This window comes from Dyadobacter chenwenxiniae (genome assembly GCF_022869785.1).
GTDB classification, from domain to species: domain Bacteria; phylum Bacteroidota; class Bacteroidia; order Cytophagales; family Spirosomataceae; genus Dyadobacter; species Dyadobacter chenwenxiniae.
On record NZ_CP094997.1, the window covers coordinates 1,177,868 to 1,194,160 of the forward strand.

A 16,293-nucleotide genomic window follows, 5' to 3' on the forward strand; every position below is an offset into this window, starting at 1 on the left:
AAGTAATATAAAATGTTCAAATTCACACTCATCTTTGTCCATTTGCTGGCATTAGTTGTGCCCGCCCTGGCCCAAAATCGCAAGCCGAATGTCGTTTTCATAATGGCCGACGACCTCGGTTACACCGATTTGTGTACAAAGACAAATTCAATCCAAACTACGCTGCCATGCTGGAAAGTATGGACGATGGTGTAGGGCGCGTGGTGAAGCAGCTAGCCGAGAACAAGTTGCTTGACAACACGATCATCATTTTCACATCTGACAATGGTGGCCTGGGCATGGCCGAACTTGGACCGGCCCCAACAAACCTTGAACCGCTTCGGAAATGGAAAGGCCATGTGTATGAGGGTGGGATACGTGTGCCATTGATTTTTTCGTGGAAAGGCAGGATCAAAGACAATCTGGTGACCGAAAATCAGGTGATTGGAACAGATTACTTTTCAACATTCTCGGAGATTTTAGGAATAACAAACCAGCAAAATCTGCCCGACGGAAAAAGCTTCTATAATGTCCTGCTGAATCCCGAAAAACCCTTTGACCGTGGCCCGTTCTACTGGCATTATCCGCATTCAGCAATCAGGAAGGCCCGTCCGGGTGCTGCGATCAGGCAGGGCGATTTCAAGCTGGTGGAAATGTATGAGACCGGGAAAACAGAGCTCTTCGATTTAACCAAAGACATGAGCGAAACGAAAGATCTGTCTGCTTCAAATCCTGCAAAAGCAAAGGAATTAAAAGCAGCATTAGCCGCCTGGCGAAAAGAAGTCAATGCGAACATGCCGCAGCGAAATCCGGATTACAAAAAAGTTGCAAAGAAGTAGGCTTCTCCAGTTCTTTGTTCCATTTGACTACATGAACAAGAATAATGTGATACGTCCATGAAAAACCTTCGAAATCGGTGCTTTTTGTTGCTCCTGACTTTGCTGAGTGCATTTTTGCCCCCAAAACATGTCAGCGCGCAGTCCAAGCCCAACATTGTGTTCATTCTCGCAGACGATCAGGGATGGGGCGATTTGAGCATTCATGGAAATACGAATGTCAGCACGCCTAATATTGACAGGATCGGCCGGGAGGGTGCCCGCTTTTCGCGGTTTTATGTAGCGCCCTTGTGCGCGCCTACCCGGGCGGGGTTGCTGACTGGCCGGTATCACTACCGGACGGGCGTCTGGGGAGTTTCCAGTTCGAAAGAATTTATGAACCTGGACGAGGTAACATTTGCCGACCTATTCAAAAAGGCAGGTTATGCGACGGGGGCTTTTGGGAAATGGCACAATGGAAGTCAGTATCCCTATCATCCGAATGGCCGCGGATTTGATGAATTCTATGGATTCCTGAGCGGACATTATGCCAATTATTTTAACACCATGCTCGATCACAATGGTGAGCCGGTACGCAGCAAGGGTTATATCACCGACGACCTGACCAACAAGGCCATTGCATTTATTGAACAGAACAAGGCGCAGCCTTTCGTGTGCTATGTGCCCTACAATGCGCCGCATTCGCCTTTTCAGGTTTCGGACAAGTATTATGACCGCGTGAAAGCGAAGCGAATTAATATGTTTAGTAAAAATAAAAGTGCTGAGGAGATTGAAGTGACGATTTCTGCACTGGCTATGTGTGAGAATATTGATGATAATGTGGGTCGGATCCTGTCAAAACTTGATCAGCTTAAACTTTCGGACAATACCATTGTAATCTACATGACCGATAATGGACCGAACTCCTGGCGCTGGAACGGAGATATGAAAGGTCGCAAAGGCATGGCAGACGAAGGTGGCGTGCGCGTGCCGTTTTTAATTCGCTGGCCTGGCAAAATTACAGCCGGCAAGGTCATCGACGGCAATGCAGCTTACATTGACCTGCTCCCAACATTGACTGATCTTGCGGGGGTTTCATCTTCAGGAACAAAACCGCTCGATGGGATTAGTCTGAAACCCGTATTAACGGGAAAAATTCCGCAGGTTTCCGAGCGCGTACTTTTTACTTCAATCAATAAAAGCAGCAGCGTGCGAAAAGGAAGTTACCTGTTTTCCGGCGGCTCACTTTTTGACCTTCTCAAAGACTCTACCCAGCAAAATGACATTGCCCTAAAAGAGCCGGAACTGGCTAAAACACTCTCGGCGGCTCTGGAAAACTGGCAGTCAGAAATGATTGGCAGCATTGATACCGTGCGGTGGCTGCCGGTTGGTTACAGGCAATTTCCAAAAGCGGTTCTTCCTTCGCAGGATGCGGTTTTGCATCGTTCCAAAGGCAGCACGCTCTCTTATAGCGCATCGGCACCAAACTCTTCCTGGATCACAAACTGGAATGATCTCGAATCGTTCGTAACCTGGAATGTAGAGGTGAATACAACCGGAAAATACAAGGTCAATATCCATTACACCAGCCCCGGACCCGGCGATGCGTTCACGCTGACATTTAACGAAAAAAGTATCTCAGGAAAGATCAAAGACGCATTTGACCCGCCGCTGATCGACAGTCCCGACCGGGTAAAAAGACAAGCTGAATCGTACGAAAAGGAATTTAAAACATTGCATATCGGTGAACTCGACTTGCAAAGGGGTAGGGGAACATTGAAGCTGCTTGCGACCGACATTAAAGGACAAAAGTTTGCCGATATCCGTGCGGTTGAGTTGATCTTGGTAAAATAACGTTAGCGCCCATAGATGATGCTGAGATATTGCTTCTGCAAATTCGAGAAATAGGCCAGGCAAGCAACGGTGAGCGCGGACAGGAACAGGAAGGTTGTCGGATGTGGAAAATAATAGAATGTAATGAGCACAATCAGACTGGCACGCATGAATTCAATATAAAAAACCCAACGTCGTTGTTCCAGAATAGCTCCGCAGTTGATCAGGGTGACAAAGATCGTAAGCGCAACCATAATCTGGATGTATGTTGCAATATAGTGCTCGAACAGCAAGAGAAAGAACAATGTCGTAACCATCAAGGCAAACTGAATGACAGCATAAAAACGAAATTTTTGGGAGCGCGTCCGTACTTTGTGTTTGGATAAAAACCTTTTTTCAGCGACCCCTCTGAGCTCAGGATCGAAGTCGGCAGGACGCCCGAATATAATTTTTAGCTTGTGATAAACTCCCGGAGTCCTTTTGACGGCATAGGCAAGCTCAACCAAATAATGAAAGTGCTGCCACAAAAAGCTGTGGCTTCCCAACTGCTTCGTTAGTCCGTATTTCGGAGTTTCTTTTTCTTCTGCAAAAGTCCCGAATAATTTATCCCAGATAATGAACATATCGCCGAAATTCTTGTCGAGATATGCCTCGTTGCTGGCATGGTGCACGCGGTGGTGCGATGGTGTGACTAAAACATGTTCCAATATCCCTAATTTTCCAATGAGCTGGGTGTGGGTAAAAAATGGGTAAAAACCATGTATGATCAGCATGGTCGTTATCATTGCTGGCGGAAAGCCTATCACCGGCAGTACAGCCCAGAACGCGGTCCGTACAAACGCCTGAAAAACGGTGATCCTTGTGCCCGCTGTATAGTTGAACTCTTCGCTGGTATGATGCACGACGTGAAATCCCCAGAAAATATTGATCTCATGTCCAAACCGGTGGTACCAGTACCAGATCAGATCGGTAGCAAGTACAAAGCGAAACCCACATCAAAATGCCCGGCTTGATGTCGAAAATGGCGTAATGTTCGTGGAGATACTCGTAAAAAAAATAGAATGAAGCGGCAGTAAACATATCAATCAGGCGTTCAGCCACACCCACATTCATATTGGTGATCGAACTTGTGAAGTTGAAGACGTTGCGACCGAGTTTTTTGGAGATTAAATATTCCAGCCCAATAAACAGCAAAAACACCGGGACTGCCAGCGCCCATGTAATTCAGGTTCATTTTTGTCAGCATTTAGGTTATCGGTTTGTCATTAGCGACGCCTGCGGTAAAGTAAGAAATCAGAATATCGAGGCAGGGACTGTTCCGTGATTTTTACTTACAGCCCAAAACTATAAAAATTTTGAATAAAGATATATAATCTATCGGTTTAGTATATAAATTGCCTTGCCAGGACAGCCTGGTTCTCCGTGATCGCTTTTTAGTATGAACAGAAGGACATTTACCAAGCATGCGGCTGGGATTCCCGCCGCTTTGATGTTACCGCAAATTACCGATCAGAAACTGGTTGTCACGGACATCCGGATCCACGAGGTGAAGGTCAATGCACGTGGAAACTGGCATTTTGTCGAACTGAAAACGAATAAAGGTCTAACTGGTTTGGGCGAGGCTTCTCACGGCTTTGCCGTGAAAGACGGACCGGGGCAGCTGCGCGCAGAGATCAAACATTTCTTTGGACTCGTTAAAGGGGAATCTCCGTTTAATATCGAACAGTTTCGTCAGCGCGGATTGAAAGCCGCCGCGGAAAAAGGGAAGGCTGCAATTACCGCTTTCAGCGCGATCGAACATGCATTGTGGGATTTGAAAGGAAAGGCGCTCGGCGTGCCGGTTTACGATTTGCTGGGCGGAAAGCTGCGTGACAAATTGAAAGTATATGCCAATATCAACCGTGCCACTAATGCGCGCGACGCAAATGGACGCAGGCTCATCCCGGACTTTCAGAGAAATGCTGAGAATGCTTTGGAAAGTGGTTTCAAAGCGGTGAAGCTCGCGCCGTTTGACGACATGAAGCCCTTGAAGACAGCCAGTCAGCCGCAGATCGATTCGGATATTGACTATGCCATTTCCTGCGTGGAGGCAGTTCGGAAAACGATCGGAAAAGACATTGACCTGCTGATCGACGTGCACAGCCATTTGAACAAAGACCTGGCTATTTCCACAGCAAAACGCCTCGAAAGTGCTCATTTATATTGGTATGAAGAGGCTGTCGATCCTGAAAAGAATGTCGAAGATACAAAAGCGATCACGGACGCGATTTCGCAGGGATCTGCCGGCGGAGAGTCTATTTTTGGCCGGCAAGGATTTGCCAAAATTATCTCAACCCGCGCACTCGATATCATTATGCCCGACGTGAAGCATTGCGGCGGAATTCAGGAACTGCGTTTTATTTCTGCATTGGCCGAAAGCGCAGAAAATATAACAGTCGCCCCGCACAATCCCAGCGGGCCCATTTCTACGGCGGCAAGTGTGCAGGTCTGCGCAGCGATCCCCAACTTTTCAATTCTCGAATATGCGTATGGTGAAGTGCCGTGGCGTGCCGGGTTGTTGTCCCCAGCCGAGCATTTTGACGAAGGTTACATCCACGTTCCGGACGCGCCGGGGCTTGGACACGGATTTAATGAGTCGGTTCTAAGGAAATACAGTATTTAGAAATTCGAGCGCACCATGGATAAAAACCGGCCAGCAGCGCTTGCGGGTTAGGTTGCCTTTGAAGCCACCTTGTAGCAACAAAACTTCCATGAAGTATTCCGGCATCAGCCTTTTTGAGTAAAACAATATAAGTATCTGCTTCACTATTGACCCAGCATCCTCTTTACAAAAATTAAAGATAATGGCCGTCATTTCAAGTCTGTTCAGATCGGTTTTAATTATTTTGCTCATACTTTCTGCTAACCGACTGAGGGCACAGCCAAAAGAGCCGGAGACAATTAAAGAGCTGCAAACAGCCATCCAGAAAGTGCTGAAAGAAACCGGCAGCGTAGACAATCTGCGGATTCTGAGTGAAAAGTCTCTGGAACGCATGGAGATGTCGGCAACCACGATCGGTGCCAGGCGTGGACTGGAATACGGATATGGGTTGTCAAATTATTCCTCGCCATATAAAAGCTACGTTTACCGATCACACGGTGGAGGCGTAAATGGCGGGTTAGCCGATTTTTCCTACCTGCCAGATCACCAGGCTGGCTATGCGCTCATGATCAATTCCGGTGATGGAAATGCCCTGCACCGCATCCAGCAGCTCGTGCGCAGTTTCCAGACACGCCATCTGAAATCAGACAAGACGGTTCGTTTGGACAGCTCCACATTTGTCCCCGACGCGGATATCAATGGTTATTACACGATGATCAATCCCAGGATTCAGGCTTCCGATTATCTGGACCGGGTCGTGAATGTGCAGCACATCTGGGGAAAAGGAAAATTTATATTCAGATCTAACCTCTTGGGCAGCGGGGTCGAAACCTATCAGGCTGTCACTGATCACCAGTTTGTCTCACAGCAAACCGGAAAAGTCAGTATGGTGATAGCGAATGACCCCATTGCAGGCGATGTCCTGCAGGCAGATACACAGGTTCTCATGCGGGTGTCACCTGTTGTGGCATTTGGCCGACTCATTCTGCTGGGTTTGTGGATCTGCTATCTGATCGGCTCTGTGGTCTACGGAATTATCCGGCTCGTCCGCTGGCGAATGGGTAAAGCTGGCAGATTAACGTATCAGACTATGGGCTTGTGGCCGGTCTTCGCGAGCCTGTTTTTTATCTGTGCATCAATAATGGCTTCCATTGGCGGGAAAGATCCGTTTGAACTGCTGGGTAAAATCAGCTTTGTGTCGGTTTCCATTATGGTCTTGACGATCGCGTTTGCACTGGCAACGGCCTGGTCTGTCATTACCATTGTACTAGCCAGGAAAATAGTGTTGAGCAGGAATATTTACATGCACATTGTTATTTTAACCGGACTGCATCTGGTTATTAGCTGCTATCTGTTATGGCACGGAGTAATCGGTATCCAGACCTGGAATTGACCGTCGTTCCCCCTGGCTGGTCGAGAGCGATATCCTTGCTTACTATCCTACTTTCTTCGCTGTTAACCTGTATTGCTCGGGTGACTGTCCCATGTTCTTCTTGAACACCCTGGAAAAGTAAAACGGATCGTCATAGCCCAGGCTCATGGCGATTTCTTTGATTTTGCCCTCATTGGCATAAATGAGCTGGCAAGCCTTCTGCATTTTTAAATGGATAAAATAATCAACCGGCGCCATGCCCGTGCCTTTCCGAAACAGCATGGAAAAATGTGAGCAGGAAAACTTATGTTTTTGGGCCATATCTTCCACAGATAGTTTTTTATCCAGATGCAGCCGCATATGGGTAATTGTTTCGGTTACAATATCCGGTTTCTCTGCATTTTCGGAGATCAGATGTTTGTCGGGATAAAGGAACATGGCCATGAAATAGGGCAGGCACATGGTGGCATTAGCCAGGTTTTCCAGGCTGTAACCCATTTCCAGACTTTGGTAAAGCCGGTGCCAAGTGTCCAGCGTTTTATCATTGAAAATGAGGTTGACAGGCCCTTTTTGCGGCGTGATTTGCAACGATTGATTAAAGCTGTCAATGGCCGGACCTGTGTAATGCACCCAGTAAATCGTCCACGGATCTTCATGATCGGCCCAATAGCGAATGTATTGATCAGTGGCCGGCAGCAGAATGAATTGATTGGCCGAAACGGCAAACTTTTTATCGCCGATCACATAATGACCCTTCCCCTGAATGCAATAGATCAGAATGTTATCCTCGCAACCCTTGCGTCGTTCGCGATAATGGAAAAGCGCTTTTGGAAAATAACCGATGTGCGTGATATAGAGCTGAAACAATGCCGGATTTTTGTGAACAACATCCCGCAGAATCCCCGGTGGAAGACTGATCAGCTTCTCACCTTCAAACCCATCCCTTCTCTTAAAACTCATGCTCATCTTCCCTTGTTATTTTAATCGTATTTTCCATTACTAATTTTTCGAAGGTGCGATAATAGCCAATTTTAGATAAATATTTAAAACTAATATGGTTTTGATTATAAAAATGAGTGTTTAAGTAAAATGTGTAATCGTAGCATTCTCCATCAAAATAAGTGAATGTGCTATATGTAACAGCATGATGCTATTCTACTTTTGGCTTTCGGTTCCACAAGCTGGTTTCCGAAGATTTGATACGATGATTATACATTCCACGATATATGTTGCTATTAGCCGATAAAGTCGTTTTTCTGACGGGAGGGACCGAGGGGATCGGGTTCGAGTGCGCCAAAGCTTACCAGCGGGCAGGGGCGAGCCTTTGCATTATTAGTAATGACCCGCGCAGCATTTCCCGCGCCAAAATGGAGCTGAATGAACGGACGGCGGAGTTTGTGCTCGCGGACGTATCCAGTTCGCGGGAGGTGAAATATGCTATCGCGCATTGCCTTAAAATTTTTGGTAAAATCGATGTGATTCACAACAATGCGGGCATTTCAAATCCTTCCAAAGCCCTGCACGAAACTTCCGATGAAGAGTGGCACAAGCTGTTTGAAGTCAATGTAGGCGGCATTTACAACACCACTTTTCACGGAATTGATGCGCTTAAAAATTCAAGCGGGAACATTCTGAACACGGGGAGTCTGGTAGGTGAAATAGGGCAGGAGATCCATGCGGCGTACACAGCGACCAAAGGCGCGGTGAATGCGCTGACCAAGTCGATGGCGCTGGATTATGCACCTTTCGGGATCCGCGTCAATGCGGTGGCGCCGGCGGGTGTGATCACGCCGCTGCTGCGCACCTGGAGCCAGCAGCAGCCCGATCCGGAAACTGCGGAAGCATATCTCAATAACATTCATGCCCTGGGTTATTGCCCCGAAGGTGACGTTGTCGCCGACGCTTGCCTGTTCCTGATTTCAGATATGGCGCGTTTTGTGACCGGCTGCATCCTGCCCGTCAGCGGCGGTGCGGAACTGGGTTACAAAAAGCTGTCCGGCAAACACAACCATTTTCATGATCTATAAAATTGCAGTAAAAGACGCCCGTTACCAGCTCGACGGCAGCGCAGGCAGCGACGCCATCCATCGCGACCCCATTTATTCCTACGCCGTCACCCAGCTCATCGACGACAGCGGCACGACCGGAACCGGCTTCGCATTCACATTGGGCGAAGGCAACGATCTCGTGTGCAAAGCCGCCCAATATTATGCGCAAAAGCTTGTGGGTAAAGACATTGAAGAAATGATGACCGACTTTGGTACATTATTTAGGCAATTGTCTGACGATCAGCAATTTCGCTGGCTCGGGCCACACAAAGGCGTTGTGCATCTGGCGTTGGCGTCCGTTACCAATGCATGTTACGATCTTTGGGCCAAAAAACGCGGCGTGCCGCTCTGGAAGTTGCTGACCGACCTTTCGCCGGAAGCGATCATCAATACACTGGACTTCTCATATCTCGAAGATGAGCTGACCAAAGAACAGGCATTAGCTTTATTAAAGCAGGAATATATGGGCAAATCAAGCCGTGAAAGTATTTTGAAAACGGGTTACCCGGGCTATGACACGTCGATCGGCTGGTTTAACTATTCCGACGAAAAGGTACGGGAAAATTGCAAAAAAGCAATTGCCGAAGGATTTACCGCGATGAAACTGAAAGTGGGCTCCGCCGATCCCGATCGGGACATTCGCCGTGCGCACATTGTACGGGAGGTTGCGGGAGAAAGCGTGAAAGTAATGCTCGACGCCAACCAGCAATGGACCCTGCCGAATGCGATCGCAATCTGCAAGCAACTGGCAACGATGAACCCCTATTGGATCGAAGAACCCACGCACCCCGACGATGTGCTGGCGCACCGGACACTGGCCCGCGAAATCGCGCCCGTAAAATTGGCATTGGGCGAACATGTGCCAAATAAAGTTATTTTTAAAAATTACCTGCAAGCCAAAGCGGCCGCATTCATCCAGGTGGACGCCGTGCGGGTTGGCGGCGTGAGCGAGTTTCTGACGATCAGTTTGTTGTGTAAAAAGTTTGGCATTCCCGTTGTGCCGCATGTGGGTGATATGGGACAGCTGCATCAGCATTTGGTGTTGTATAACCACATGGCAATGGGGCATGAAGCGTTATTTTTGGAGCACATTCCGCATTTGCAGAAACATTTCGTCCATCCGGCCCGTATCCGAAACGGCGTTTACGAAACACCGCAGGAACCCGGCAGCAGTTGCGATCTGATCGCTTTGCATCACTAAAATCTCTTTTCCAATATGATCCACACCATCGATATCACGATAAGCGCGTTGTACATCACGGCGATTTTTGTCATCGGTTTGTGGGCTGGACTGAAACATAAAAACCAATCGAAAACCGGCACGAATGAAGCTGGTGCCTACTTTTTGGCTGGAAAAACATTGCGCTGGCCCACCATCGGGCTGGCCTTGTTTGCGACCAACATTTCCTGCGTGCACCTGGTAAGCCTCGCGCAAAGCGGTTTTGATACGGGACTGTTGAACGGGAATTTCGAATGGATGGCCGCATTCATTCTGATCCTGCTCACCCTGTTCTTCGCGCCATTCTACATCCGTTCGGGAGTTTCCACTTTGCCCGATTTCCTGGAAAAACGCTACGACCGCGCAAGCCGCGACTGGCTGGCTGTGATTTCCGTCGTTTCGGCCGTTATTGTACACATTTCATTTTCATTGCTAGCCGGCGGCATTGTGCTGCAAACATTATTTGGCGTGGATATGTACACCAGTATCATCGCCATTTCCGTCATTACGGCCATTTACACCATTGTCGGCGGGTTAACGGCGGTGGTGGTGACCGAGTCCATTCAAACCATTGTGCTCTTGTTCGGCGCGGTGATCATCAGCGTTGCGGCTTATAACAAAATGGGCGGGTGGGAGCCGATGGTCCATGTGCTGCAGGCGACAGACCAGCTTGAAAAATTGTCGATGATGCGTCCGCATGGCGATAGCAGCGGCATGCCCTGGTATGCGGTGTTCCTGGGTTACCCGATTTTGGGGATTTGGTATTGGTGTGCTGATCAGACGATTGTCCAGCGTGTGCTGGGTGCGAAAGACGAAAATCATGCACGCATCGGTCCGCTTTTTTGTGGTTTTATCAAAATCCTGCCCGTTTTCATTTTCGTACTGCCTGGCCTTTTTGCCTATACATTATCGCAATCCGGCGGACTGGATATCTCAGCATTACAAACCGTTTCCGCAGGCAAAACCGTCGTCAACAGCAAAGGGATTTATACATTAATGATCACCCAGCTTTTGCCAAAAGGCCTGGTCGGCATATTGGTCGCCGCGTTGCTGTCGGGCTTGATGAGCCAGATCTCGGGTGCACTGAATTCTATTTCAACACTGGTCAGTTATGATCTGTATCAGCGCCGCAAGCCTGATGCTTCGGACAAGCAGCTCATCCGCGTGGGGAAAATCTCGGCGGGCGTTGCGCTGATCGTTGCACTAGCCACATTGCCGCTTTTAAACAGTTATGAGAGTATTTTCAATGGTCTAAACGACATTATAGCACACATTGCGCCGCCCATCACTTGCGTTTTTCTGCTCGGGATTTTCTGGAAAAATGCGTCCGCGGCTTCTTCCAAATTTACACTTTGGATCGGCTCGGCGGTCGGCGTCATTGTGTTTACAGTAAATAAGTTATACCCGGAAACAGCCGTTGGCCAGATTCCTTTCATGATGATGGCGTTCTATTTATTTTGTTTTTGCGTATGGGTCCAGGTCGTTTGCTCCTTCATCTTCCCTGTCCGCCACACTTCCGAAAGTCTCCAACTTTATTGGAAATCGCCCTTTGAATCCCTGCTAACTCCCGGCTGGAAAGGGTTAGGAAATTACAAAACCCTGTCACTGCTCCTGGCCGGGATCATGTGTTTCCTGTTCTGGTTTTTCAGGTAAAAAGTTACTTGTTAAATCAGCGGAAAATCCACTTTCTATAATCGTATTATCCATGTTTTTATCAGGTTAGTCCATTTCAATGTGATTTTCCGCGCTTTAATTTTACCCCATCAAATAGTATAAATTAATGAAAGAATATGGAAAAATCTACCTTAACCAAATGGCAGCTTCCCAGGCTGCTGCTGACTTTTTTGCTGTGCGTCGTCAGTATGATTTCCGCGTCCGCACAGGCGGTTGACATTACCGGAACTGTTACTGCCGGAGATAATGGAGGTCTGCCGGGCGTTTCGATTACTGTAAAAGGCACCAATTCGGGCACAGTCACCGATCTGAATGGCAAGTATTCGGTGAATGTCGCCGACCAAAATTCGATCCTCGTATTCTCTTACATTGGTTATGAGGCTGTGGAGCAAATCGTGGGCGGGCGCAGCGTCATTGATGTGGTGATGAAAGAAGATTTGAAGCAACTGAGCGAAGTGGTTGTAGTCGGCTATGGAACGCAGAAAAAGGTGAACCTGACCGGTGCCGTGGCCACAGTAAGCGGTGACGAAATGATCAAAAGACCGGTTACCAACCCTACTGCCATGTTGCAGGGAACAATGCCGGGTGTGCAGGTGACGCAGGGCAGGGGCGAGCCTGGTAATGAAGGCATTTCGGTTCGGATCAGAGGCACGGGAACATTCAGTAACGCCGGCTCCGATCCGCTCGTGCTGATCGACGGCGTGCAAGGCAATATGTCTGATCTGAACCCGAACAACATTGAAAGTGTGTCTGTTTTGAAAGATGCGGCTTCTGCTTCCATTTACGGTGCGCGAGCTGCTAACGGGGTGATTTTGGTAACCACAAAAAAAGGAAGTGAAGGTAAGTTAAGTGTACAATACAGCGGAAATTACGCCATTAGCAAGCCTACAAAGCTCTTTGACCTGATCACCAATTCGGCCGAATACATGGAGCTGTATAATGAAGCGCGCGTAAATTCGGGCTTAACATCGGGCTTGTATTCGCAGCAGCAGATTGACGAATACCGCAATGCGACAGACCGCAACCTTTACCCGAACACAGACTGGCTCAGCCTCATTTTCCGAACCGCTCCCACGCACCAGCATAACCTCACCTTCGACGGAGGCCGCGGCGGAACGCATTTCAATGCCTCCATTGGTTACGTGAATCAGAAGGGTGTAATGAAAGGATTTGATTATGAAAAATACAATGCGCGGCTGAACATTGCTTCACAGATCAATAAGAAGATCAAGTTCGGGGCGAACATTGCGCTGAAATCCGGCAAGACCGAATCGCCCGTTTTTGGCTCGGAAGATATGTTTTTGTCCGCAATGTCCCAGGCGCCAACTTACGGCCCGAAACTGGCCGACGGCAGCGGACGTTTTACTTACAAGGCGTATGACTTGGAATACAATAATAAAAACCCCATCGCGCTGCTGGACGGGCACATTAACCGTGACAAACTGGATTATTCTGCCAACACGCAGGGCTGGTTTGAGGTGAATTTGTTGAAAGGCTTAACCTGGTATGCGAAAGGCGCAGTGAATGCGGATTTTTACAAAACAAAATCCTTCAAACCGCCATTGCAGCTGTACAATTTCCGCACGAATGCGTTCATGGCAACATTGGATCTCGGCGGGGGGCTGGAAGTGAAGGACGAGCAGAATATTTATACCAATTTGTTCTCCTACCTGGACTATGAGCACACTTTTGGACAAAATCATGCATTTAAAGCGCAGGTGGGTTACAGCACCGAGAAGAACTCTTTCCAGGACCTCGAGGCGATTAGAAGAAACTTTCCGACCGATGTTTTACGAGAGATTAACGCTGGAAGTCCGTCCATTCAATATGCCAATGGTTCCCAGAAGCAATGGGCGATCAACTCGATTTTTGGCAGGCTGAACTACAATTTCAAGGAGCGTTATTTGCTGGAAGCCAATATGCGTTATGACGGAACGTCGCGCCTTGCTTCCGGTTCACGCTGGGGCGTTTTTCCTTCCTTCTCGGCCGGATGGCGCGTTACGGAGGAAGATTTTATCAAAAACCTGGACCTGAACTGGCTGAATAGCATGAAGTTTCGAGGTTCGTGGGGTCAGCTGGGCAACCAGAACATCGGAGAATATCCTTATCAGGCGATCCTGAGCTTTACCGGAAACTATTCATTTGATGACTCCAATTTGTCATCCGGCGTGGCGCAGACGAACCTTTCCAATGCGAATATCAAATGGGAAACCACAACCATTGCCGACTTTGGCCTGGACCTGACCATTTTCCGCGGCCTGAACCTGACGGCCGACTGGTATCGCAAGACAACAACGGACATTCTTAGAAAATCGCAAGTGACTGGCGTTGTGGGACTCGGCGCGCCGATCATCAATAACGGGACCATGCAAAACACGGGCGTGGAGCTGGGACTTTCTTACAATCACCAGGTTAATAGCGGCATGTTTTCGGGGTTGGGCTACAATGTGGGCGTGAATCTGGAACATTATAAAAACAAGCTGGTGAAATTCGGTCAGCGTGAAATTGAAGGCTATCGCATCCGCGAAGAAGGCAAGGAATACGACACGTATTACATGCTGGAAATGGAAGGCATTTTCCAGACTGCCGACGAGATCGCAGCCGCGCCGAAACAATACAATGATGCGACCGTTCCAGGTGACATCCGATTCCGCGACGCCAATGGCGACGGCAAGGTAAATGACGAAGACCGCGTGGTGATGACGGGCAATTATCCCGGTCTGAACTATTCATTCAATGCATCGGCCAACTGGAAGGGTTTTGACATTTCGGCTCTTTTTCAAGGGGTTAACAATGTTAAGTTTTTTGTCGACAACTGGGGAACGGTGCCATTTGTGCAAGGTTCACCGCCTACAACGGATTGGAGAAATCGCTGGACGCCCGAAAACCCATCGACGACCATGCCGCGCATTTACTGGGGCTGGGGCGCTCCCGACCGCATTCGCAGGGCTTCTTCTTACTTTCTGCAGGACGCTTCTTATCTGCGTTTGAAAAACCTCACATTTGGTTATACGCTGCCGCAAACGGTCGTGAAAAAGATCGGCATTGATAATCTCCGCGTGTTTTTCTCAGGCGATAACCTCCTGACAGCCACCAAATATCCGGGCCTGGATCCCGAGCGCGGCGGGAGCGGAAGCTTTGTGCAATATCCTCAAAACAAGATTTATTCATTCGGACTAAATATCAAATTATAATGAAAAGTCAGAAACTAAAATTGTTCATGCTGCTGACTTTGGCGTTCGGCGCATGCCAAGATTCCCTCGAACTGAACCCGCTGGATCAGATTTCGTCTTCCACATTCTGGAAAACAAAAAGTGATTTCGACAAAGCATTGACCGCCAATTACGCTTCTATGCAAGCCGATCCCTGGGCGGTGGAGCTGCCGGTTTGGAACTGTCTGACCGACGATGGTTTCGCGCAGCACAATTCCGGCGCAGCCAAGGAGATCACGTCGGGCAGCATCAGCCCGTCAACAGGCGGTTATGTATCAGGGGTTTATAGTGAAAGTTACAAGGCCATTGCCCGGGTGAATATTTTCCTGTCGCAGCTGAAAGCTTACACAAATTCGGACATTACCGAAGAGAACAGGAAGCTTTACGAAGCAGAAGTGCGGTTTTTGCGTGCTTACTACTATTTCCAGTTATATCATTTGTATGGTGATGTGCCGCTGGTTTTAGAGCCGCTCACATTGGAAACGCAGAACCAGCCCAAAGTGCCCGCTGCCGAAATTCTGACGCAGATCAATGCAGACCTGGATTTTGCCATTGCCAATCTGAATGCGAATGCATATCCGCAAAATAGTGGCCATGCTGCCGTGACTTCTGCCCAGGCGTTGAAAGCGCGTGTGCTCCTTTTTGCCGCTTACGGAGAAAACGGAACGCCGGATGCTGCCATGCTAACACAAGTAAAAGCGCTAACCAGCGCCATCATGCCGAAGTACAGCCTGAGCCCGAACTTCGAAGACGTCTTCCGTGATGCCGGACAGAAAAATAATCCCGAGATCATCTATTCGACGAATTTCCTGGCCCCGAACAACACCCGGCCGTGGGATATGTATTACGGTGACTGGCTGGTTGCGAGTCCGTTACAAAATTTTGTAGACGCCTTTGAATGCACCGACGGACTGCCATACGGCGTCTCGCCGCTGACAGATAAGAAAGAGCCATTCAAAAATCGCGACTCGCGCCTGGCCAAAACAGTCTTCGTCGATCACCCAGATTTCGGCGGCGGCAGGGTGCACATTCCATCCAACAGCCGGCCATCGGGCTATGGTGTGATGAAATTCCTTGCGCCTGAGAACATTCCATTCGGTTTCTCTACATTAAGCCAGCAAAATGCAGTAGTGCTACGCCTGGCGGAGGTTTTACTGATGTATGCCGAAGCCCAAAATGAAATCTCCGGTCCGGACGCAACCGTTTACAAAGCAGTAAACGACATCCGTCTCCGCTCCAAAATGCCCGCATTGCCAGCAGGACTCACCAAAGCCCAAATGCGGGAAAGAATCCGCCACGAGCGCCGCATCGAGCTAGGCTTCGAAGGATTGCGCTATTATGATTTAAAAAGATGGCACATCGCAGAGCAGGTTTTGAACAATGTTAAAGACAGCTTCGTGCCTTATAAGTTTGAAGAAAAGTTCTATAAGTGGCCCATTCCGCAGCCGGAAATTGACAAGAGCGGCGGGGTGTTGACGCAGAATGAGGATTATTTGTGAG

12 protein-coding genes are annotated in these 16,293 nt (G+C 48.6%); 10 read left to right on the forward strand and 2 right to left on the reverse strand.

Features of this window, described 5'->3' with window-relative positions; all coding sequences use genetic code 11:
- Positions 1–12: 12 nt before the first annotated feature.
- Genes MUK70_RS31085 through MUK70_RS04895 form a run of 3 tightly spaced genes read left to right on the forward strand, consistent with a single transcriptional unit; the run spans position 13 to position 2,648 of the window.
- Positions 13–195: a hypothetical protein gene (locus tag MUK70_RS31085; protein WP_374759738.1), complete on the forward strand. Its 183-nt coding sequence runs from the start codon at positions 13–15 to the stop codon at positions 193–195.
- Complete coding sequence (locus MUK70_RS04890; RefSeq protein WP_374759737.1) at positions 132–818, forward strand: sulfatase/phosphatase domain-containing protein; 687 nt, start codon at positions 132–134, stop codon at positions 816–818. Before MUK70_RS31085 ends, MUK70_RS04890 begins: the two co-directional genes overlap by 64 nt.
- 57 nt (positions 819–875) lie before the next feature.
- Positions 876–2,648, forward strand: a complete 1,773-nt coding sequence (locus MUK70_RS04895) for a sulfatase-like hydrolase/transferase (protein WP_234657563.1) — start codon at positions 876–878, stop codon at positions 2,646–2,648.
- 2 nt (positions 2,649–2,650) lie between these two features.
- Here the strand turns inward: MUK70_RS04895 and MUK70_RS04900 are convergent, their stop codons facing one another.
- Positions 2,651–3,592: a sterol desaturase family protein gene (locus MUK70_RS04900; protein ID WP_310590047.1), complete on the reverse strand. Its 942-nt coding sequence runs from the start codon at positions 3,590–3,592 to the stop codon at positions 2,651–2,653.
- Positions 3,593–4,065: 473 nt separating this feature from the next.
- Between MUK70_RS04900 and MUK70_RS04905 the strand changes: the two genes are divergently transcribed.
- Together MUK70_RS04905 and MUK70_RS04910 are read left to right on the forward strand one after the other, a co-directional pair.
- A complete protein-coding gene (locus tag MUK70_RS04905; protein WP_234657561.1) occupies positions 4,066–5,289 on the forward strand; it encodes a mandelate racemase/muconate lactonizing enzyme family protein in 1,224 nt (407 codons plus the stop codon).
- 181 nt (positions 5,290–5,470) lie between these two features.
- Entirely contained in the window at positions 5,471–6,661 is a 1,191-nt protein-coding gene (locus tag MUK70_RS04910; protein ID WP_234657560.1) for a serine hydrolase domain-containing protein, read from the forward strand.
- Between the two features lie 42 nt (positions 6,662–6,703).
- Here MUK70_RS04910 and MUK70_RS04915 read toward each other — a convergent pair whose 3' ends face one another.
- Positions 6,704–7,600: an AraC family transcriptional regulator gene (locus MUK70_RS04915; protein WP_234657559.1), complete on the reverse strand. Its 897-nt coding sequence runs from the start codon at positions 7,598–7,600 to the stop codon at positions 6,704–6,706.
- A 266-nt stretch (positions 7,601–7,866) separates the two neighbouring features.
- On the opposite strand from MUK70_RS04915, the gene MUK70_RS04920 reads away from it, so the two are divergent.
- The 5 genes from MUK70_RS04920 to MUK70_RS04940 all read left to right on the forward strand — a co-directional run bounded on the left by MUK70_RS04920 (position 7,867) and on the right by MUK70_RS04940 (position 16,292).
- Entirely contained in the window at positions 7,867–8,667 is an 801-nt protein-coding gene (locus MUK70_RS04920) for an SDR family NAD(P)-dependent oxidoreductase (protein WP_234657557.1), read from the forward strand.
- The gene (locus tag MUK70_RS04925) at positions 8,657–9,889 is read left to right on the forward strand and encodes an enolase C-terminal domain-like protein (protein WP_234657555.1); all 1,233 of its coding nucleotides are present in this window, start codon (positions 8,657–8,659) and stop codon (positions 9,887–9,889) included. The genes MUK70_RS04920 and MUK70_RS04925 overlap by 11 nt, the downstream gene beginning before the upstream one ends.
- A 15-nt stretch (positions 9,890–9,904) precedes the next feature.
- Complete coding sequence (locus MUK70_RS04930) at positions 9,905–11,560, forward strand: sodium:solute symporter (RefSeq protein WP_234657553.1); 1,656 nt, start codon at positions 9,905–9,907, stop codon at positions 11,558–11,560.
- Between the two features lie 137 nt (positions 11,561–11,697).
- Positions 11,698–14,775, forward strand: coding sequence for a SusC/RagA family TonB-linked outer membrane protein (locus MUK70_RS04935; RefSeq protein ID WP_234657552.1), 3,078 nt, complete (start codon positions 11,698–11,700; stop codon positions 14,773–14,775).
- Positions 14,775–16,292 carry a RagB/SusD family nutrient uptake outer membrane protein gene (locus tag MUK70_RS04940; RefSeq protein WP_234657550.1) on the forward strand — a complete coding sequence of 506 codons (1,518 nt, stop codon included), beginning with the start codon at positions 14,775–14,777 and terminating at the stop codon, positions 16,290–16,292. Before MUK70_RS04935 ends, MUK70_RS04940 begins: the two co-directional genes overlap by 1 nt.
- The last annotated feature ends 1 nt before the right edge of the window (position 16,293 follow it).

Bases quoted from the DNA above. Each gene is read 5' to 3' on its own strand.
- MUK70_RS31085 (WP_374759738.1), top strand. From the start codon at position 13: ATGTTCAAATTCACACTCATCTTTGTCCATTTGCTGGCATTAGTTGTG.
- MUK70_RS04895 (WP_234657563.1), top strand. From the start codon at position 876: ATGAAAAACCTTCGAAATCGGTGCTTTTTGTTGCTCCTGACTTTGCTG.
- MUK70_RS04905 (WP_234657561.1), top strand. From the start codon at position 4,066: ATGAACAGAAGGACATTTACCAAGCATGCGGCTGGGATTCCCGCCGCT.
- MUK70_RS04910 (WP_234657560.1), top strand. From the start codon at position 5,471: ATGGCCGTCATTTCAAGTCTGTTCAGATCGGTTTTAATTATTTTGCTC.
- MUK70_RS04915 (WP_234657559.1), bottom strand. From the start codon at position 7,600: ATGAGTTTTAAGAGAAGGGATGGGTTTGAAGGTGAGAAGCTGATCAGT.
- MUK70_RS04920 (WP_234657557.1), top strand. From the start codon at position 7,867: ATGTTGCTATTAGCCGATAAAGTCGTTTTTCTGACGGGAGGGACCGAG.
- MUK70_RS04925 (WP_234657555.1), top strand. From the start codon at position 8,657: ATGATCTATAAAATTGCAGTAAAAGACGCCCGTTACCAGCTCGACGGC.
- MUK70_RS04930 (WP_234657553.1), top strand. From the start codon at position 9,905: ATGATCCACACCATCGATATCACGATAAGCGCGTTGTACATCACGGCG.
- MUK70_RS04935 (WP_234657552.1), top strand. From the start codon at position 11,698: ATGGAAAAATCTACCTTAACCAAATGGCAGCTTCCCAGGCTGCTGCTG.
- MUK70_RS04940 (WP_234657550.1), top strand. From the start codon at position 14,775: ATGAAAAGTCAGAAACTAAAATTGTTCATGCTGCTGACTTTGGCGTTC.